The 19379-nt window shown below is 65.5% G+C and carries 19 protein-coding genes; 7 read left to right on the forward strand and 12 right to left on the reverse strand.

The window, feature by feature from the left end; genetic code table 11:
* Positions 1-33: 33 nt before the first annotated feature.
* Together ABD050_RS23160 and ABD050_RS23165 are read right to left on the reverse strand one after the other, a co-directional pair.
* Positions 34-858 (reverse strand): ATP-grasp domain-containing protein, encoded by an 825-nt coding sequence (locus ABD050_RS23160; RefSeq protein ID WP_343891888.1) that lies wholly within the window; start codon positions 856-858, stop codon positions 34-36.
* 29 nt (positions 859-887) lie between these two features.
* Positions 888-2312, reverse strand: a complete 1425-nt coding sequence (locus tag ABD050_RS23165) for an aldehyde dehydrogenase family protein (RefSeq protein WP_343891889.1) — start codon at positions 2310-2312, stop codon at positions 888-890.
* A gap of 120 nt (positions 2313-2432) precedes the next feature.
* Between ABD050_RS23165 and ABD050_RS23170 the strand changes: the two genes are divergently transcribed.
* Positions 2433-3410 (forward strand): quinone oxidoreductase family protein, encoded by a 978-nt coding sequence (locus tag ABD050_RS23170; RefSeq protein ID WP_343891890.1) that lies wholly within the window; start codon positions 2433-2435, stop codon positions 3408-3410.
* Between the two features lie 117 nt (positions 3411-3527).
* Here the strand turns inward: ABD050_RS23170 and ABD050_RS23175 are convergent, their stop codons facing one another.
* The 6 genes from ABD050_RS23175 to map form a co-directional block, all read right to left on the reverse strand.
* On the reverse strand, positions 3528-4298 hold the full coding sequence (locus ABD050_RS23175; RefSeq protein WP_343891891.1) for an SPFH domain-containing protein: 771 nt from the start codon (positions 4296-4298) through the stop codon (positions 3528-3530).
* Between the two features lie 179 nt (positions 4299-4477).
* Positions 4478-6388, reverse strand: coding sequence for an AsmA family protein (locus ABD050_RS23180; RefSeq protein ID WP_343891892.1), 1911 nt, complete (start codon positions 6386-6388; stop codon positions 4478-4480).
* Between the two features lie 105 nt (positions 6389-6493).
* Positions 6494-7906 (reverse strand): type I glutamate--ammonia ligase, encoded by a 1413-nt coding sequence (gene glnA / locus ABD050_RS23185; RefSeq protein WP_343891893.1) that lies wholly within the window; start codon positions 7904-7906, stop codon positions 6494-6496.
* 96 nt (positions 7907-8002) lie between these two features.
* Positions 8003-8341, reverse strand: a complete 339-nt coding sequence (locus ABD050_RS23190) for a P-II family nitrogen regulator (RefSeq protein WP_260598561.1) — start codon at positions 8339-8341, stop codon at positions 8003-8005.
* A gap of 360 nt (positions 8342-8701) precedes the next feature.
* Positions 8702-8947: a hypothetical protein gene (locus ABD050_RS23195; protein WP_343891894.1), complete on the reverse strand. Its 246-nt coding sequence runs from the start codon at positions 8945-8947 to the stop codon at positions 8702-8704.
* Between the two features lie 419 nt (positions 8948-9366).
* The gene (map, locus tag ABD050_RS23200; protein ID WP_343891895.1) at positions 9367-10194 is read right to left on the reverse strand and encodes a type I methionyl aminopeptidase; all 828 of its coding nucleotides are present in this window, start codon (positions 10192-10194) and stop codon (positions 9367-9369) included.
* Between the two features lie 63 nt (positions 10195-10257).
* On the opposite strand from map, the gene ABD050_RS23205 reads away from it, so the two are divergent.
* Positions 10258-11013 carry a competence/damage-inducible protein A gene (locus ABD050_RS23205; RefSeq protein WP_343891896.1) on the forward strand — a complete coding sequence of 252 codons (756 nt, stop codon included), beginning with the start codon at positions 10258-10260 and terminating at the stop codon, positions 11011-11013.
* A 103-nt stretch (positions 11014-11116) separates the two neighbouring features.
* Positions 11117-11302, forward strand: a complete 186-nt coding sequence (locus tag ABD050_RS23210; protein WP_343891897.1) for a hypothetical protein — start codon at positions 11117-11119, stop codon at positions 11300-11302.
* A 9-nt stretch (positions 11303-11311) separates the two neighbouring features.
* Here the strand turns inward: ABD050_RS23210 and ABD050_RS23215 are convergent, their stop codons facing one another.
* The 4 genes from ABD050_RS23215 to ABD050_RS23230 all read right to left on the reverse strand — a co-directional run bounded on the left by ABD050_RS23215 (position 11312) and on the right by ABD050_RS23230 (position 14161).
* Positions 11312-11731: a GFA family protein gene (locus tag ABD050_RS23215; protein ID WP_343891899.1), complete on the reverse strand. Its 420-nt coding sequence runs from the start codon at positions 11729-11731 to the stop codon at positions 11312-11314.
* A 107-nt stretch (positions 11732-11838) separates the two neighbouring features.
* Positions 11839-13443 (reverse strand): tryptophan halogenase family protein, encoded by a 1605-nt coding sequence (locus ABD050_RS23220; protein ID WP_343891900.1) that lies wholly within the window; start codon positions 13441-13443, stop codon positions 11839-11841.
* Positions 13413-13910 (reverse strand): type II toxin-antitoxin system VapC family toxin, encoded by a 498-nt coding sequence (locus ABD050_RS23225; protein WP_343891901.1) that lies wholly within the window; start codon positions 13908-13910, stop codon positions 13413-13415. Before ABD050_RS23225 ends, ABD050_RS23220 begins: the two co-directional genes overlap by 31 nt.
* The gene (locus ABD050_RS23230) at positions 13910-14161 is read right to left on the reverse strand and encodes a type II toxin-antitoxin system Phd/YefM family antitoxin (RefSeq protein ID WP_343891902.1); all 252 of its coding nucleotides are present in this window, start codon (positions 14159-14161) and stop codon (positions 13910-13912) included. Before ABD050_RS23230 ends, ABD050_RS23225 begins: the two co-directional genes overlap by 1 nt.
* Positions 14162-14389: 228 nt before the next feature.
* On the opposite strand from ABD050_RS23230, the gene ABD050_RS23235 reads away from it, so the two are divergent.
* The 4 genes from ABD050_RS23235 to ABD050_RS23250 all read left to right on the forward strand — a co-directional run bounded on the left by ABD050_RS23235 (position 14390) and on the right by ABD050_RS23250 (position 19379).
* Positions 14390-15766 carry a cation:proton antiporter gene (locus ABD050_RS23235; RefSeq protein ID WP_343891903.1) on the forward strand — a complete coding sequence of 459 codons (1377 nt, stop codon included), beginning with the start codon at positions 14390-14392 and terminating at the stop codon, positions 15764-15766.
* 88 nt (positions 15767-15854) lie between these two features.
* The gene (locus ABD050_RS23240; RefSeq protein WP_343891904.1) at positions 15855-17072 is read left to right on the forward strand and encodes an alginate export family protein; all 1218 of its coding nucleotides are present in this window, start codon (positions 15855-15857) and stop codon (positions 17070-17072) included.
* Positions 17073-17193: 121 nt separating this feature from the next.
* Positions 17194-18531 (forward strand): glycosyltransferase, encoded by a 1338-nt coding sequence (locus tag ABD050_RS23245; protein WP_343891905.1) that lies wholly within the window; start codon positions 17194-17196, stop codon positions 18529-18531.
* On the forward strand, positions 18528-19379 hold the full coding sequence (locus ABD050_RS23250; protein WP_343891906.1) for an ABC transporter permease: 852 nt from the start codon (positions 18528-18530) through the stop codon (positions 19377-19379). The genes ABD050_RS23245 and ABD050_RS23250 overlap by 4 nt, the downstream gene beginning before the upstream one ends.

The raw sequence follows: 19379 nt of genomic DNA on the forward strand, positions 1-19379 counted from the left end.
AGCCGTCTCCCGGCCGCTTTGGGCTTGGCGCCGCTAAAGCAGGGCGCGCATCGCCTCGGCAAGGCGGGCAGGGAGCTCGGGTGCCATATGAGGGTAAAGATCGGGCTCGATTGCCTCCAGCTCCATCAAGGCGAGGTTGCCGTCCGGGAGGCGCAGCAGGTCCACGCGCGCATAGAGCGACGGCACGGGCAGGGCGGCGATCACCCTTTCCGCCAGCCTCAATTGCCCGGTCTCCGGCTCGAACCGGCTGAAAACCCCGCCGAACTGCGGCTGGATGCGGAAGTCACCCGGCTTCGCCACCTTGCGCACGGCGTGGCTGAAGACCCCGCCGACGAACAGGAAGGACAGCTCCCCTTCGCCCGATACAGCGGGCATGAAGGGCTGGACGATCGCATCGTCGAGCGGCGCGACCGGATCGCCTGAGCGAACCCGTACCGTGCGATAGCTGCCGCCCGAGACCTGCGGTTTCACCACCAGTTCGTCGGCACCGAACGCCTCGAACGCAGCCGCGACGCTCGCCTGGTCGGCACGGCCGAACCAGCTCGGCACGATCGGGATTCCCGCCGCCTCGAGTTCGAGCAGATAGGTTTTCCGCGTGTTCCAGGCGAGCAAACGCGCCCCGTTGAACAAGGGCCGCTCCGCCGGCCAGGCCGCAAGCATCGCCTCCCAGCGGGCGACGTCGAGATGATAGCCCCAGGCGAACAGCGCCAGCGTCGCCTCGCCCCCATTCTGGCTGACGCCCGGCCCCAGATCCCAGGGCCGGGCGGTCAGCGTCATGCCGCGGGCCGTGAATGCCTGGCGGTACTGATCCAGTATCTGCCGCGCCGCCGCGCCATATTCACTGCCGGCGGCCGGCATGAGGACATCAATGGCAAGCCCCATCGCCGTCAGGCAGGCTCGCCGACCACTGTCTTCACTTCCATGAAGTCGGTCAGGCCATATTTGCCGCCCTCGCGGCCGTTGCCCGATTGCTTGTAGCCGCCGAACGGCCCGCCGCCCTCGGGCGCCCAGGAGTTGATCGTGACCAGCCCGGCGCGCAGGCGCGGCGCCACCTTGGCGGCGGCTGCGGGATCGCCCGAGATCGTCGCCGACAGGCCATAGGGTGTGTCGTTGGCGATACGCACTGCCTCGTCCTGACTGTCATAGGAGGTGATCGTCGCGACTGGCCCGAACGTCTCTTCCCGCGCGATACGCATGTCCGGCGTCACGCCGGTGAACAGGGTCGGCTTGATGAAATACCCCGCATTGCGTCCGTCGGGCCGCCCGGTGCCGCCGGTGACGAGCGTCGCGCCTTCGTCGATCGCCGACTGGATCAGGCCCTGGATCTTGTCATACTGCGCCTTGTTGACGACCGGCCCGATATGCGCGCCCATCACCGAGGGGTCGCCGACCTGGGTCGCCTCCATCATCGTCTTCACGATCTGCGTTGCCTCGCCGACCTGCGAGGCATGGACCAGCAGCCGGGTCGGCGCGATGCAGCTCTGGCCCGAATTGGCGAGCACGCCCGCCACCGTCGGCGGCAGCACCGTGGCCAGATCGGCGCCCTCGAGCACGAGATTGGGCGCCTTGCCGCCCAGTTCCTGATGGACCCGCTTGACGGTCGCGGCCGCCGCCTGCGCCACCGCGATGCCGGCGCGGGTCGAGCCGGTGAAGCTCACCATGTCCACATCCTTGTGGCTCGACAAGGCAGCGCCCACACCCGGCCCATCGCCATTGACCAGGTTGAACACGCCGGCGGGCACGCCTGCCTTGTCCAGCACCTCGGCCAGGATCATCGCGCAGGCGGGCGATTCCTCGCTCGGCTTCAGCACCATGGTATCGCCCGCCGCGAGCGCTGGCGCGACCTTCGCGCAGATCTGGTTGAGCGGCCAGTTCCACGGGGTGATCATCGCGACGACGCCGAGCGGCTCGTGCACCACGCGCGCGCGGCCGAGCCGCTCCTCGAACTGGAATTCGTTCAGTGCTTTCAGGGTCGACATGAAATGGCCAAGCCCGGTCGGCGCCTGCGCCGCGGTGGCGAAGCCGATCGGCGCGCCCATTTCCTGCGAGATCGCGGCGGCGAGATCGGGGATGCGCGCCTTGTATTCCTCGATGATCCGGCCGAGCAAAGCGGCGCGCTCGGCAACGCTGGTCTGCGAATATGTCTCGAAGGCGCGGCGCGCGGCGGCGACCGCCTTGTCGACATCGGCGGCGGACCCAAGCATGATCTCGGTGCAGGGCTGCTCGGTGGCGGGATCGATCACCTCGTGGCGCGTGCCGCCCTCGCTCTCGACCCATGCGCCGTCGATATAGTGCCTGAGGTAGCTCTTCATCCTCGCCTCCAACTTTTTTGAACCTGCGGTACGGTGAACCGTCTTGATGGCGGGCAAGACGAAGCGTTGCAACCTGAAACGCGATGACTATCTGCAAACGACCCCAAAGGAGACCGACATATGGCACGCGTTGCACGGATCGAGAAAACCGGCGGCCCCGAGGTGATTGAGTGGGTTACCGTCGACCTCCCTGATCCCGGCCCCGGCGAGGTTCGGGTCCGCACGACGGCCGTCGGGCTCAACTATATCGACGTCTATTTCCGGACCGGCCTCTATCCGTCGCCGCTGCCGAGCGGCCTAGGCAGTGAATCGGTCGGCGTGGTCGAGGCGCTGGGCGAGGGCGTGACCGGGCTTGCGGTAGGCGACCGGGTCGGCACCTTCGGGCCGGTACGCGGCGCCTATGCGACCGAGCGCAACCTGCCGGCCGCACAGATGCTGAAGATCCCGGACTCAGTCGACGATCGCATCGCGGCGGCCGTGCTGCTCAAGGGCTGCACTGCCGAGTTCCTGGTCGAGCGCTGCGCAAAGGTGCAGGCTGGCCAGACGGTGCTGGTCCACGCCGCCGCAGGCGGCGTCGGCCATATCCTGGTCGGCTGGCTCAAGCATATCGGCGCGACCGTGATCGGCACCGTCGGCACCGAGGACAAGGCAACCCAGGCAAAGGCGGCGGGCGCCGACCATGTGCTGATCCACAGACAGGTCGATGTCGCGAAGCAAGTCCGCGCGCTGACCGGGGGCAAAGGCGTGCCGGTGATCCTCGACGGTGTCGGCAAGGCGACATGGCCGGTCTCGCTCGATTCAGCGGCGCGTCGCGGGCTGATCGTCAGCTACGGCAATGCCAGCGGCGCGGTCGACGGCGTGGCGCTGGGCATCCTGTCAGCGAAGGGATCGCTGTTCGTCAGCCGGCCGACCCTGTTCGATTATTATGTCACCCCCGAGGAACGCCAGGCCGGCGTCGACCGGTTGTTCGCCATGCTCGCGAAGGGTGCGATCGTCCCGGAGATCGGCCAGACCTTCGCGCTTGAAGATGCCGCCGACGCGCACCGTGCGCTCGAGGCAGGCGAAACGCGCGGCGCGACAGTGTTGATTCCCGGCTGACCCACCGCGGCCCGAATGCATCCCGGTCTCGCCGCGGCGATCGCGGCGACGGATCTGGACGATTGGGCCTGATCTGCCGGGAGGCGCCCGTTTTGCCGGATGGCTCCTGTCGCCGCGTTACGCCGCTTTCCCCGGCAGTTTCTTGAACGCCTCGAGCAATTCGGTCGGGAACATGGCGATGATCGTCGAATTATGCTCGACGCCGATTTCCGCGAGTGTCTGCAACCTGCGCAGCTCGAGCGCGCCCGGTGCTTCGGCGATGATCATCGCCGCGTCGGAGAGCTTGCGCGCCGCCTCCTGCTCGCCCTCGGCCTTGATGATGCGGGCACGCTTCTCGCGCACCGCTTCGGCTTCGCGGGCGATGGCGCGCTGCATCTGCGGCGGGATGTCGAGATCCTTGATCTCGACGGCGTCGAACTCGACCCCCCAGCGGTTGCAGGTCGCGGTCAGCAGCTCGTTAAGCCGTGCGTTGATCGTGGTGCGGTCCTTGAGCATCTGGTCGAGATCGCTCTGGCCGATCGCATCACGTAGCGCCGTCTCGGCCGCCTGGATGATCGCCGATTTCCAGTTGGCGACGGTGGTGACGACACCGGCGGCGTCGAAGGCGCGGAACCACAGCACGGCGTTGACCCGCACCGCGACGCCGTCGCGCGTTACGGTCTCCTGGGTGTCGAGCGCATAGGTGATGGTGCGGATATCGACCTTCACCACCCGTTCGACGATCGGGATCAGCCAGAACCAGCCCGGCCCCTTGGTGGCCTGGAGCCGGCCGAGCCGGAAGACGACGCCGCGCTCATATTCCTGGTTGATGCCGAAGGATTTGAGCGCGAGCACCAGCAGAATGATGCCGACCGGCATCAGGGTGAACAGCAATGTGGGGACGAGCATCGAAATGCCTCGAAGATACCGCGAGCAAGCGGCGTGACGCGGCGAATGCCGCGAGCCTCTGTTTACGCCTTTGCGCGTCCGGCTGGAAGATACTGAACATCAATCACGCGTGCAGAAACTGCATGAGCCAGGTGTTATCCTCGACACTCACTTCCGGCATGATGATTGGGAGAGAGAGGTCACCCACCCAAAGCCCGCCGCGCCAATCCCTCGCAATCCGCATCAGTCGCCCGCGGCCCATTATCCCCGCTGATGGCGCGCCCGATCGCCTTGAAGATGTTGCCCACCGATTTCACCCCCGGCGTCACCCCGACATGCGGCTCGCGGATCGTGCCGCCGACGATGATCGCGCCGGGCAGTTTGATGATGACATTGCCCTTCGGCGTGCCGACCAGGCGCAGCGCCATCGCCTCGGACGGGAAGCTGATCGTGCCCTGGCCATTGGCCTGGCTCGCGGTCGTGTCGATGAGGAAGGGATCGGCGGTGCCGACGCCGCCCCGAACCGCGAGCCGCAACACCACGCAGCGCAATCCCGCTTCATCATCGCCGCTCCCGAACAGCCCGCGCACTGCGTCGAAACCGAGCTGGGACGCGACCTTGGCCGGCAGCGCACCGTCACGCGCGACCAGGCCGATCATGCCGTCCGACGCACCGACCGCTTCGCGGATCGTGCTGCCGGTGCCGATGAGCGTCACCCGGCCATCGACTCGCCCGTCGACCTCACCGCCGCCGCCCGCCAGCGCTGCGATGCTGCTGCCGCGCATCGCCAGGTCGATCGTCACCAGCGGCACCGGGCGACCGCCGCGCTGGTCGACCCGCATCGAGCCGGTGATCGCGCCGCGGGTGAGCTGGAGCGTGAAGGGTGCGATCGTCATCAGTTGATGGTCGAGGGTGAGCGTGCCGTGCATCGCCGCTAGCGCTGAGTTGCCGTGCCCGACCAGGTGGCGCGCGGTGAAGACGATGGTGCCGTCGCTATGGGTGATCTTGCGGATGTTGATGCGGGTGTCGGGCACCAGCCGGGGGCCGATCTGCTGGCGCTCGGCGGCCGCAGCGGCGGCGCCGGCGCGCGAGGCGAAATCGTCGAAATCGAGCGCGTTTGAGGTCACTTCCCCCTTCAGTTTGGTTCGCCCGTCGACCTTGTCGACGTCCAGATGGCCGACAATGTCCGAGCTGCCGATCCGGCCGTTGATGCTGCCCACCTTCCATGCGGTGCCGTCCCGCCGCACATGTGCCGCCAGCTGCACTGGCTTCGTCCCGAACAGCCCCGCCTCGATGATGGCATCGACGAATTTCAGGTCGTCGGCGCGCGCGGTGACGTCGAGCGTCATATGAGCGAGGTCGAGGGGCCCGTCGGCTGTGCCGTTGGCCGTCATCGTCAGCGCCGCGCCGTCGATCGCCGCGTGGAACGGCCACGGCTTGCCGCTCGCCTGCTCGATCGCCGCGCCGCGCGCCGCGAGCGTCACTGCCTCGCCCCGGACCGTGCCGGTGCCCTTGATCGTCACGCCGGTCGCCGCGTCGGCGCTGATCTTCACGGCAAAGCTGCGGTCCTGAAAGGCGTCGCGATAAAGGATCATCGAATGGGCGATCCGCAAGCCCTTCAGCGCCAGCGGGCTGCTGCCACCGCTTTTCGCATCGCCGGGCCTGGTCCAGTTGTTGCGGCGATCGGCATCGCGGACCAGCACCAGATGCGCGCCGTCCACATCGATCGTGCCGGGGCGGAAGCGACCGAACAGCAATTGGAATGCGGAGAAGCGGACCCGGAGGCGTTCGATCCGGGCCAGGTCGCCGGTGCCGGCCCATGCCGCCTGGGGGATGCGCAGATTGTGGATCTCAACCGTCGGCGTGAAGGAGAAGCTGTCGACCCGCTCCACCGCGCCGATCGTCACCGGCCGCCCGAACCGGTCGCTCAGGCCGCGTTCGATGCTTGGCTTGAAGGCGCCCCAGGGCATCATCGCGAGGGTGATCAGGCCGATCGCCAGCAACCCGACCACCACGCCGGCGGCGATGTGCAGACGGCGGCCAGCGAGAAAGGGGAGGGGAATCATCGCGTCAGGACGAACCGAGGGGCGTTTCGTTCCGGTGCGCGTCATTCACTTTGCCCCCTTTTCTGGGGAAGGAGTAGCGGAAGCGGCTCTCACCAAAAAGGGCGCCCGACATAGCCGGACGCCCCTTCCTCTCAACCGGAAACCGGATGATCAGTAGCTGTAATACATGTCGAACTCGACCGGGCTGGGGGTCATTTCCCAGCGCGCGACGTCCTCGTACTTCAGCTCGATATAGGATTCGATCTGGTCCTTCGAGAACACGTCGCCCTTGAGCAGGAAGTCGTGATCGGCGGCCAGTGATTCGAGCGCCTCGCGGAGCGATCCGCACACGGTCGGAACCTCGGCGAGCTCTGCCGGCGGCAGGTCGTACAGGTTCTTGTCCATCGCCTCGCCCGGATGGATCCGGTTCTGGATGCCGTCGAGGCCGGCCATGAACAACGCCGCATAAGCGAGATAGGGGTTCGCCATCGCGTCGGGGAACCGCACCTCGACGCGCTTCGCCTTGGCGCCCGCACCATAAGGGATGCGGCACGAAGCCGAGCGGTTGCGCGCCGAATAAGCGAGCAGCACCGGCGCCTCGTAGCCCGGCACCAGCCGCTTGTAGCTGTTGGTGGTCGGGTTGGTGAAGGCGTTGATCGCCTTGGCGTGCTTGATGATGCCGCCGATGAAGAACAGGCAGGTGTCCGAGAGGCCGGCATAGCCATTGCCGGCGAACAGGGGCGTGCTGCCCTGCCAGATCGACAAATGGGTGTGCATGCCCGAGCCGTTATCTTCCTTGATCGGCTTCGGCATGAAGGTGACCGTCTTGCCATATGCCTGGGCCACATTGTGGCAGACATATTTGTAGATCTGCATGCGGTCGGCAGTGGTGGTCAGGGTGCCGAAAGTCAGGCCGAGCTCATGCTGGGCGGCGGCGACCTCATGGTGATGCTTGTCGCAGGGCAGGCCCATTTCGAGCATGGTGGAGACCATCTCGCCGCGGATGTCGGTCGCTGAATCGACCGGCGCGACGGGGAAATAACCGCCCTTGGCGCGCGGACGGTGGCCGAGATTGCCTGCCTCATAGGTGGTGCCGGTGTTGGTCGGCAGCTCGATATCGTCGATCTTGTAATAGCTCGTCGAATAGCTGTTTTCCCACTGCACATTGTCGAACATGAAGAATTCGGCTTCGGGCCCGACATAGACGGTGTCGCCGATGCCGGTGGTCTTCAGATACGCCTCGGCGCGCTTGGCGGTCGAGCGCGGATCGCGGGCATAGAGCTCGCCGGTCGAAGGCTCGACGATGTCGCAAACCAGGATCAGCATCGGCGTCGCCGAGAAGGGATCAGTCCACACTGCGTCGAGATCCGGCTTCAGGATCATGTCGGATTCGTTGATTGCCTTCCAGCCCGCGATCGAGGAACCGTCGAACATGAAGCCGTCGGTCAGCTCATCCTCGCCGACCACGCCCGCAACCATCGTCAGATGCTGCCATTTGCCCTTGGGATCAGTGAACCGCAGATCGACCCACTCGATCTCCTGGTCCTTGATCATCTTGAGGACGTCATTCGCCGAATTCGCCATATGCCCCGTACCTTTCGCTATCGATAGTCTGCCCGACAGAATCGGGAATCTTGTTGTCACCCGGACGCGCCTGCTGTCACATTATGTTGCGTCGCGTCAAATCGCGTCTTCGTTCCGCTCCCCGGTGCGGATGCGCAGGGCCGTTTCGACCGGGATGACGAAAATCTTGCCGTCGCCGATCCGGCCGGTCTGCGCGGCGGCGGCGATCGCCTCCACCACCCGCTCGGCCAGCGCGTCCTCGACGACGACCTCGAGCTTCACCTTGGGCAGGAAATCAACGACATATTCTGCACCACGGTAAAGTTCGGTATGTCCCTTCTGGCGGCCGAAGCCCTTTGCCTCGGTCACGGTGATGCCGGAGACGCCTACTTCGTGGAGCGCCTCCTTCACCTCGTCCAGCTTGAACGGCTTGATGATCGCCTCGATCTTCTTCACGTAAAAATGCCCCCGGTTGCTGGGTTGAAGCCACGGCCTTGTCGGCAACCCTTACAACAAGCGTGCCAGCTTCGCGAGCCGCGAGCATCCGTAGCCGAGGCCGGGGTGGCGGGTAAACAATTGCCTAACGCAAGTGCAGGCGGGCAGGCGCTGCCCTATTTTGCGGCAGCTCGTGAGTCGCCGAAATAGAGCACGCTCGCCAAACGACCCATCGCGTCTTCGCCTTGGGATCGTGCTTTTCGAGCGCAAGCGTGCGACCGGTCTATGCTTTGGGCGCTCCACGCCACCCCGCGCTCCCGAGTGGCCGCCCCGTCGTCTCGGATTGGCGCGGTGCCGCACAGGGCGTACCGCGCAAGCAACCTAATTCACATATTTCGCCATGCGCAGCAGACACAGGAGCAACGTATCGAGCTGATCATCATCTTCTCTTACGTCCCGCCCGGGATTACGCCAGCGCCAGATAACCTGCATCGCCAGCGGATCCACCTTGCGAAACTCTTCCCTGAAGGAAGAAGCCAGGTCGATATTGCTGATGGTCGGCGTATCGTCGACGATGGACCTGAATATCGTCGACGGCTTATTTCCGGAAAGGATTTCGTTCATCATGGCGGCGCATCCTGCTTGAAGGCTTGTCCGGATTCGGCCCGAATTTACCCCGTCATCGTTGCAGTGATGTTGCGGGTTTCGGGCGATCAGATGACAATGGCTCAGCCCGGCTCAGCCCGGGACAGCGTCGATCAGCTCTGCCCGAATTACCCCAGGCGCGGCGCCGTTTTCGGCGGATTTCCGTACGACTCCGGCCCTGGCGACGCTGATTTGGGCACAATCCCGAGCGCCATCGGGTCTCGATTCAACCGCATGTCCGCGCGTTGCTGTGGCTGAGCTGCCGCCGGCCGGAGCAGTGGGCAGGAGCGAGCCGCGCGACGCGCCGAAGCGGCTGCGCGTTCAATGCGTTCCGGCAGCACCTCGAACAAGGCGACGGCGGGGCGCCCGCCAAATGGGGCTGACGGGCCCTCCAAGCCCGCTCAGGCGTAAGGCGGCCGGTCGAGTCCCGCAGGGCTGGTGGTGAAGATCTCGCATCCGTCCTCGGTGATGCCGATCGAATGCTCGAATTGCGCCGAGAGCGAGCGGTCGCGGGTCACCGCGGTCCAGCCGTCGTCGAGCAGCTTCACGTCAGGCCGGCCGATATTGATCATCGGCTCGATCGTGAAGATCATGCCGGGGCGCAGCTCGGGGCCGGTGCCGGGCCGGCCGACATGGACGACCTCGGGCGCGTCGTGGAACAATTGCCCTAGCCCATGCCCGCAGAAATCACGCACCACGCCGAAGCGGTGCTTCTCGGCGTGCACCTGGATCGCGCTCGCCACATCGCCCATGTGGTTGCCCGGCTTCGCCTGTTCGATGCCGAGCATCAGGCATTCATAGGTCACGTCGACCAGGCGCTTCGCCTTGATCGGCACGTCGCCGATCAGATACATCCGGCTCGAATCACCGTGCCAGCCATCGACGATCGGCGTCACGTCGACATTGACGATATCGCCTGCCTTCAGCGTTTTTTCGCCGGGGATGCCGTGGCAGACGACATGGTTGATCGAGATGCAGCTGGAATGGGTGTAGCCGCGATAGCCGAGCGTTGCGGGTACGCCACCGCGATCCCTGATGAAGCGGAAGATCATGTCGTCGATATCGCCGGTCGCGACACCGGGCACCATGTGCGGCACGATCATGTCGAGCGTCTCGGCGGCGAGGCGGCCAGCCTTGTGCATGCCTGCGAAAGCAGCGGGGCCGTGGAGCTTGATCGCGCCGGTGCGGCCCGCAGGGGCGTCGGGCGTAACGGTTACATAGTCGGTCATGGCGATGATATAGCGAGGCCAGCCGGGCTTTGCGAGACCCGCGCGAGCGGCTATGCGCAGGCGATGAACGAGCGCATCTGGACAGCCGCGCTGGCGGTGATCGGCGACGAGATCCTGTCGGGCCGCACCCAGGACAAGAACATCGCCCAGGTTGCGGCGTGGCTCAATGTCCAGGGCATCAGGCTGGCCGAGGTGCGGGTCGTGCCGGACCGGACCGATGCGATCGTCGAGGCAGTCAATGTGCTCCGCGCACGCAACGACTATCTCTTCACCACCGGCGGCATCGGGCCGACTCATGACGACATCACCGTCGACGCGATCGCCGCTGCGCTCGGCGTCCCGGTCGTCCATCACCCCAGGGCGCTGGCGGTGCTCGAGCACTATTATGAAACGCGCGGCGGGCTGACCGAGGCGCGGATGCGGATGGCGCGGGTGCCCGAAGGCGCCGACCTTATCGAGAACCGCATGTCGGGCGCCCCCGGCATCCGGATCGGCAATATCTTCGTGATGGCGGGGGTGCCGCATATCACCGCCGGCATGCTCGATTCGCTCACGGGCACGCTCGAAGGCGGGCTACCGGTGCTCTCGCGCACGATCGGCTGCTGGGTCGCGGAAAGCGAGGTCGCGGACCTGCTCGGCGCGGTCGAGCGCGCGCATGACGGCGTCGCGATTGGCAGCTATCCCTTTTTCCGCGATGGCCGCACGGGCGCCAATTTCGTCGTCCGCGCGACTGATCAGGCGCTGGTGGACAGCTGCATCGCCGATCTCACCGCGCGGCTCGAGGCCGAGGGCTGGGCGGTCGTCGCTGACGGCATTTGATGGTAATGCCGCTGCCCGGGAACAGGACGGTTCCTGTGACTTGATTTCCGCCAGGAAGAGCCCAGCTAGGGCCCGTCGCGGCGGCGGGATGGGGTGACCAGGCATGACGGACAGGAGTGTCGCGGCGGTGGGTCGCGCGGTGCGGGTACCGAGCACGCCGGAACCGGCGATCGTTTCGTCGCGCAGGAGCGATTCGGGCGAATTGAAGCCGCCCCTTGCGTTGTGGATCTATGTCGCCCGTGGAATGGCCAGGATCATCTTGTCGGTGCTGGCGCTGCCGTTCGTCTGAACCTCCGGATCAGTCGGGCAATGTCTGGAAAGCCTGCAGATTGGTCGGGAGCATCGCCCAATCCGGGCGGTCCCGGGTGAAGATCGCGATCGTCGGACTGAAGGCACCGGGGTCGTCGAGCGAGCCTGCATAGATGGTGTGAGATGAATCCACGCCGACCATCCCGCCGAAGACGAGGCTGCCGCAGGCGGCGCAGCGGTTGCGCACCGCGTCACCGCCCCGAAACGAAGGCGAGCTGAATTGTCGCGTCTCGCCGCTGAACCTGACCTTGTCGCTCGCAAATCCCATGAACGGAATGAAGCCCGAACCCGAGGCCCTGCGGCAATCGGCGCAATAGCAATGGCCCGCATTGATGGGCTCGCCCTCGGCCTCATAGCGCACTGCGCCGCACTGGCAGCCCCCGCTATATCGGAGAGTAGCGCCGGTCATTCTTGAATCCCCTTTTAAGCTACGGTCAGCATGCATTTCGACCTCGGGCGAAACGGGGGCGCCCCGGTCCGATCCGACTTTCCGCAAGGGCGCCACATCGGAAAGGCCTATTCGGCGAGCGACAGCGCGCCCACGCCGTTGATCTGCTCGATCAACGCGCGGTGCGCCGGCAGGTCGAGCGTTGCACGTTCCCCGAAATGGCGGATGCGCGCGAAGGTCTTTTCCGCGGCGCCCGTGTTGGGAAAGTCGGCCCGGCCCGGCGACAGGTCGGTTTTGAAGCCCATCCCGTAGAGGATGTACTGGTAATTGAAGAAGGCAAAGGATTCGAGATCGAGGGTGAAGTCGAATCGCCCCGGTGGCCGGTGGCGCCATTGCTCGAGCAACTCGGTCAGCCGCTCGGGCATCGAGGCGGGATCGGCATTCTCCCGCCAGAAGGGCTCGCTGCGCCGGCTCAGGCAATAATGCAGCTTCAGGAAGGTGACGATATTGTCGTAGCGCGCAGCGATCAGCTCGTTGAAGCGCCGCGCCGGGGCGTCGACCGGGCCGTAATGCGGGAACATTTCGGCGATCATCCCGATCGCCGCCTCGATCAGCAGCACGCCGGTCGATTCGAGCGGCTCGAGAAAGCCGCCCGACAGGCCGACCGCAACGCAGTTCTTCACCCATTGCCGCTCGCGATAGCCGGCCTCGAACGCGATGCGCCGGGTTTTGATCTCATGGTCGCGCGGGCCAATATAGTCGTGCAATATCTCGGCGGCGCGGTCGTCGCCGATATGGTCGCTCGAATAGACGCAGCCGATCCCGCGCGCGCCATTCAGCCCGATGTCCCAGGTCCATCCCGCTTCATGCGCCGTCGCGATCGTGTAGCTTTCGATCGGCGTATCGGGCCGGTCATAGGGGATCTTGCAGGTGAGCGCCCGGTCAGTGAACAGGATCGGCCGGACCGATTTGAACGGTACGCCGAGTGCCCGGCCGATCAGCTCGGCGCGAAACCCGGTGCAGTCGATATAGAGATCCGCCTCCAGCCGGCCATGCTCGAGGCTGACGACATGGTCGATCGCGCCCGTCGCGTCGAGCTCGACCTGCCCGACCAGGCCCTGGAGATGGACGACGCCGAGCTGCCTTGCCCGTTCGGCCAGCACGTCGGCAAGCCGGGCGGCGTCGAAATGATAGGCATAGTTGAGCGGCCCGGAGAAATCGCCTTCGTCGGGCCGTTTCGGCCCGCGCTTCGCCTCGGCGACTCGGTTCTGGATCGTCATCGCCTCGGCAAAGGGGCGGCGGGCCTTCTCGTCCTGGAGAAGCCAGTAAGGGACGAGGTTCGCGCCCTCGATCTGGAAGGGGGCTTCGAACGGGTGAAAGAAATGCTCGTGCTCGCCATTCTCGGGCGTGCGCACCCAGTCGACGAAGCGGATACCTTGCTTGAAGGTCGCCGAGGCGGCTCGAATGAAGCGGCTCTCGTCGATGCCGAGGAACTTCAGCGTGGTCCGGATCGTCGGGAAAGTGCCCTCGCCGACGCCGATGATGCCGATATCGGGCGATTCAAGCAGCGTGATCTCGAGCCGCCGGTTGTCGAAGATCTCGAGCGACTTTGCCAGATAGGCAGCCGTCAACCATCCCGCGGTGCCGCCACCGACAATGAGGATTCTGCGTTTGCCGTCCATCGTCCCCTCGTAGCCTGTGCTCACGCCCTGACGAACAGATTCTTGAGCCATTGCGGTCCGGCCTTTGCCGCCTGCCGCCAATCGCCATCCTCATCCGCCGCCTCGGCGCGGTAGGTCCAGGGATTCAGCACCTTGATCCGTCCGGCCTTGAACGCACCCGGATTGCCGGTGGCGAGCGTCAGCCCGTGCTCGACCGCGGTCGCGGCGATCAGGCCGTCGCGGGCGTCCGTATAGGGAAGCTGGCTCCGGCGCCGCACCACCGCCGTATCGACTGGCAGGATCCGTCCGTCGAAAGCGCCAAGCACCTTGGTGTCGATCCATTCCTGCAAGGCGAGCCCAGCGGCTTTGTCACCGCGCGCGACCCGCGCCGCGCCGTTGCCGAGCTCAAGGAGAGTGATTGCCGAGATGAACAGATTCTGCCGTGACAGGCCGGCGGCCCAGCTCGCGAAGCCGGCATCGGTCCCGCCAGCGCGCGCTTTTCGTAATTCAAACACAACGCCCGTATCGAGCAGGTACATCAGCCGACCGCCTCATGCCGATTCCACAGGTTTTCGGGGCGTGTGTCGGCGAGGTCGATTTCGGGGATGTCGGGCATGGCAAGGAGGTCGACAATGGATTCGGTCTGGCCGGTGAGCTGTCGAAAGGCATCGATGCTCATCAGGACATGAGTTGGTCGGCCGCGATCAGTGACGAACACCGGTTCGAGTCGCGCGGCGCGCTTCGCCGAACTCACATCCTGGTTGAATTCACGGCTGGCGATGACCTTCACAAATGCGCCTTTCCTGAGCCTATGATCCTACAATATCCGCTTGAACTTGTAGGTACAATACTATGCTGTGGCGGCGTCGCAACAACCGGTTGGCAAATTCGGGAAAAATGACAGCGCCAGACAGGAGCGCGGCGCTTTCCGGATTGTGCGGCGGCCCGAAATTCGTCCTTTTCGCGTGGGTCGCGCAGTTGCGCGGTAGGAGACAACCGAAAGAAGCGGGGATGTTGCATGGCAAACGGGGTGGTGGACAGCATGTGGTCGACGATAGGGGGCATCCTGTCGGCGCACGGTCCCGCGGTCGAGGCGTCGGCCAAAAGCTACACGCCGGGCGATTTCAGCGTACATTTCTTCCTCCAGCTCGCGATCATTCTGCTCGCCTGTCGCGTGGTCGGCTGGGCCGGCAAGAAATTCCTCGGCCAACCCCAGGTCGTCGGCGAAATGATCGCCGGCGTCATCCTCGGGCCATCGCTGCTCGGCCTGTTCTTCCCCGGTGCGCAGCTCGGTCTCTTTCCCAAGGAAACGCGCAATGTGCTCTATGCCGGCGCGCAGCTCGGCGTCGGGCTCTACATGTTCCTGGTCGGCACCACGCTGCAGATCGACAAGTTCAAATCCAAGGCGAAGAGCGCGGCTGGCGTGTCGATCGCCGGCATCGCCGCGCCGTTCATCATCGCGGCGCTGATCACGCCCTTCCTGCTCGGCGTGCCGGGTCTGTTCGCGGCCGGCATCTCGACGGTCGACGCCACCTTGTTCATGGGCGCGTGCATCGCGTTGACCGCCTTCCCGATGCTGGCGCGCATCATCAACGAGCGCGGCCTCGCCGATACGGCGCTCGGCACCCTGTCGCTGACCGCGGGCGCTTTCGACGATGCCTGTTCGTGGTGCGTTCTTGCGCTCGTGCTGGCGACCTTCGGCGCCGGCCCCGGCGTGGCGGTGCTCGCGATCGGCGGCGGCGTTACCTATGCCGCTTTCATCCTGCTGTTCGGCCCGAAGCTGCTGGCGCCGCTGGGTCGCGCGGTCTCGCGTGCCGGCGAGATGAGCGTAACGGTGCTTGCCATCACGCTGATGCTGTTCTGCATGTCCGCCTTCCTGATGGACGCCATCGGCATCCATGCGATCTTCGGCGGCTTCATCCTCGGGGTCGTCATGCCGCGCGGCCTGTTCACCCAGGAACTCAAGAAGAAGGTCGAGCCGGTCGCGGTTGTCCTGCTGCTGCCGATGTTCTTCACTTACTCGGGCCTCAACACTCGGATGGACATGGTCAATTCGCCGACCTTGCTGCTGATCGCGTTCGGCATCCTCGTCGCCTCGATCCTCGCCAAGGGCGGCGCCTGCTATCTCGCCGCGCGGCTCGCGGGCGAGGATAATCGCACCGCGCTCGGCATCGGCGCGCTGATGAACTCTCGCGGTCTGATGGAGCTCATCATCATCAATATCGGCCTGCAAAAGGGCATCATCGGCCCGACCCTCTTCTCGATGCTGGTGCTGATGGCGATCGTCACGACGATGATGGCGGGGCCGCTGTTCGAGCTCGTCTATGGCCGCAAGGCACGCGCCTCGGGCGAGCTTGGTTCGATCGACGGCCGCCTCGCCCCCGAACCTGCCTGAGGTCCCTCCTGGAGCGGGCGGCCCCTGACCGGGCCGCCTGCTTCCTTTTCCTCTTTCGGCGCACTGCCTGAAATCGAAGGATCTTCCCGTGAACAAGACGAAGAATTGTGCGCTGGCATTCGCAGCGCTGGGCGCATGCGCGCCGGAAGCTCAGGCGCAGGATATCAAGCTGAAGCCGCTGATCGATGCGCGCTTTCGCTACGAGCATGTCGACCAGGATGGTGTTGCCGACCAGTCCGACGCGGCGACGTTGCGGGTCCGCAGCGGCGTTCAGGCAAGCACCGGCCCGTGGGCGGCGCTGGTCGAGAGCGAGGCCACGATCGGCATCGACAATCATTACAATGACGGCCTCAACGGACGGCCCTTGCCGCTGGTCGCCGATCCCCAGAATATCGAGCTGAATCGCGCGCAGCTTCGCTATGTCGATCATCATGTCACCGTCACCGCAGGGCGGCAGCTGCTCGATCTCGCCGATCAGCGTTTCGTCGGTCCTTCGGCCTGGCGGCAGAACGAGCAGACCTTCGACGCGGTGCGGGTGACCTGGGCAGGCGTGCCGCGGCTCAGCATCGACGCGACATATTCCTGGAGCGCGCGCACCGTGAACGGCATCGACGGCACGCCCGCGCGTCCGCAATCGGTACCGGGCGACAACTGGTTCGGGTTGGCGAGCTACGCCGCCCCGGTCGGCACGCTGACCGGCTTCGCCTATCTGGTGGACCAGGACCTTGCCTCGCTGCAGGGCTTCCGCCTGTCGAGCCAGAGCTATGGCGCGCGCTTCGCCGGCAGCCGGACGATCGCGAAAGGCTGGAAGCTGGGCTATGTCACGAGCTTTGCGCGGCAGAGCGATTACCGCAATAATCCAAATCGTTACGTTGCAAGCTATTATCTCGCCGAGGCGTCGCTGAGCGGTAAGGTGTTGGCGGCGACGGGCGGCTACGAGGTGCTGGGTGCGGATCAAGGTACGGCGCTGACCAGCTTTCAGACTCCGCTTGCCTCCTTCTTCCGCTTCCAGGGCTGGGCGAGCAAATTCACCACCACGCCGCCCAATGGGTTGCGCGATCTTTACGGAACGCTGGGCGCGAGCTGGAAGGCCAATGGACCGGTCAGCGGCTACAGCGTGAGCGCGACCTGGCATCATTTCGACAGCGACCGGCTCTCGCAGCATTATGGTGACGAGATCGACCTGCTCGCCCAGGCCAGGATCCGCCGCACGACGGTGGCGGCGCGGCTGGCGCGCTATGCGGCCGACGCCTTCGCGACCGATACGACCAAGGTCTTCCTGACTCTGGAATGGTCGCTTTCCTGAGGTGGTGAAGGGTAGTGATCCCCTCGGCCCCTCGACGCCGGGGCGCATCACGAAAAGCGTTGTGCTGCAAAGCAATTTTAGGCAGGGCTCGTTCGGGGCGAGGGGCGAACGACATGCATCGATGAACGATCAAACGCCCTTCGACGACGCTTCGCGGCGACGATCCCTGCAGAAATTCGACAGCCCCTTGATGCGCGGATTTCGCAAGACGGTCTGGCGCCGCCTCCCTGTGGCACTGCGGGCGCGATTGCTTGCGATGATCGCGCGGTTCAGCGGCGGACCGCTGCCGATCGACGCAGCGGCTGACGATCCGGTCTGTGTCGCCGGCATCCTCAGCACCGCGACCGGGATCGGTGAAGGCGCCAGGCTCAGCGGGCGCGCGCTGGTGGCGCTGGGCTATCGGGTGCGCAGCTTCGACATCGACGAGGTGTTCGGCGCCGAGCCGGGACACGACCGTGCTCCACCGCTCGAGCGGGGCGCCGGGACGGTTCTGCTCCACTTCAACCCTGATCACCTCACGCCGCTGCTGATGCTGCTGAGCCGCAGCCAGCTCCGCGGCAAGCGGCTGATCGGCTATTGGGCCTGGGAGCTTGCCCGTATTCCCGATCTCTGGATTAGCGCGCTCGACCAGGTGGACGAGGTTTGGACGCCGAGCGATTTCGTGTCCGATGCCGTGCGACGCCACACCAGCAAGCCAGTCAGGACAGTACCGCATCCGGTGGTGCAGGGGCGCCGCGGCACCCCGCGCCGCGCCCATTTCGGCCTTGGCAACCAGTTCGTCGCGCTGACGATGTTCAGCTTCGCCTCCTCCTTCCAGCGCAAGAACCCGATCGCGGCGGTAAGGGCGTTCAAACAGGCCTTTGGCAACGCTGCCGACCGGTTGCTGATCGTCAAGGTTTCGCAAGCGCATGAATCGCCCGAGGAGATGGCGCTGTTGCTCGCGGAGATCGGCGATGCGCCAAATATCCGCGTGGAGCAGAAGATGCTGAGCGACGAGGAGCGGCTCGACCTGATCGCCAGCGCCGACGTGCTGCTCTCGCTGCACCGCTCTGAGGGTTTTGGCCTGGTGATGGCCGAGGCGATGGCGGCAGGTGTCGCGGTGGTGGCGACCAACTGGTCGGGCAATCTCGATTTCATGGACGAAACCAGCGCCTTGCTCGTGCCGTTCCGAATGATCGCTGTCGCGGATTGCAGGGGCGTCTATGATGGGCGCGAGCAATGGGCTGACCCCGATGTGGCCGCGGCGGCGGCGCATCTACAGGGCCTGGCCGCGAATCCGGCGGGGTACGAGGACATGCGCCGCGCCGCGCGTGTGATGGTCGAGGAACGGCTTGGGCTCGACGGTTTCCGTGAGGCCGTGCTTGGGCCGCTCGGGCCGCCGCGGCGCCGCGCGGTATCCGGGATCAGCACGCTGCTGCCGGTGCGCGCGGCCGATTTCGTCCAGGGCGGCGCGGCATGATCCCCGTCCCGCGAGCCCCAGCCGCTGACGACCGCGTGCTGGGTGGGGCGGTGCCGGGCAATACATCGCGTTACGGTGCGGCGCTGGCCGATGTGGTCGATGGTGCGCGGCACTGGCCGCAATGGTACACGCTCGGCAATCTCGACATCTGGCTGCGTTTCCGGCGCACCGGCCTTGGTCCGCTCTGGACGACCTTGTCCTTCAGCCTGATGGCGATAGCGCTGGGCGTGGTCTATGCTCGCGTGCTCGGCGAGGGCATGCGTACCTATCTGCCTTATGTTGTGACGGGGCTGTTCGTCTGGAACTTCGTCGCTGCAACCTGCCAGGAAGCCTGCGAAGCGTTCGTCGACTCCCGGCACATCCTGAAGCAGCTCTATCTGCCGCGGATGACCGTCATCTATCGGACCTTGTGGCGCAATATCGTGCTGCTCGGCTTCAATTCCGTCACGGTCATCGCGGTGATCATGCTGTGCCGCGTACCGGTTTCCTCGTCGATATTACTGGCCCTCGCCGGGTTCGTGCTGCTGTGCGTCAACCTGCTCTGGCTGTCGCTGTTGCTGTCGATCGCGGCGACGCGGCTGCGTGCCGTCTCGCGGGTGGTGGCCACCGGCATGCCGATCGCGCTGTTCATCACGCCGCTGATCTGGCGGCCCAACGCCGACAGCCCGCGCATCCTGACTGACTGGAACCCGCTATATTACGCGATCGAGCAGGTGCGCGGGCCGCTGCTCGGCGCGCCGCCGGCACCCTGGATCTGGGCGGCTTCCGCCGGCTGCGCGCTGATCGGAAGCGTTGTCGCGCTGCTCGTGTTCGGCGCGACCCGGCACCGCATTCCCTATTGGCTCTGA

The sequence above is a fragment of the Sphingomonas oligophenolica genome (assembly GCF_039522915.1).
Taxonomy (GTDB): domain Bacteria; phylum Pseudomonadota; class Alphaproteobacteria; order Sphingomonadales; family Sphingomonadaceae; genus Sphingomonas; species Sphingomonas oligophenolica.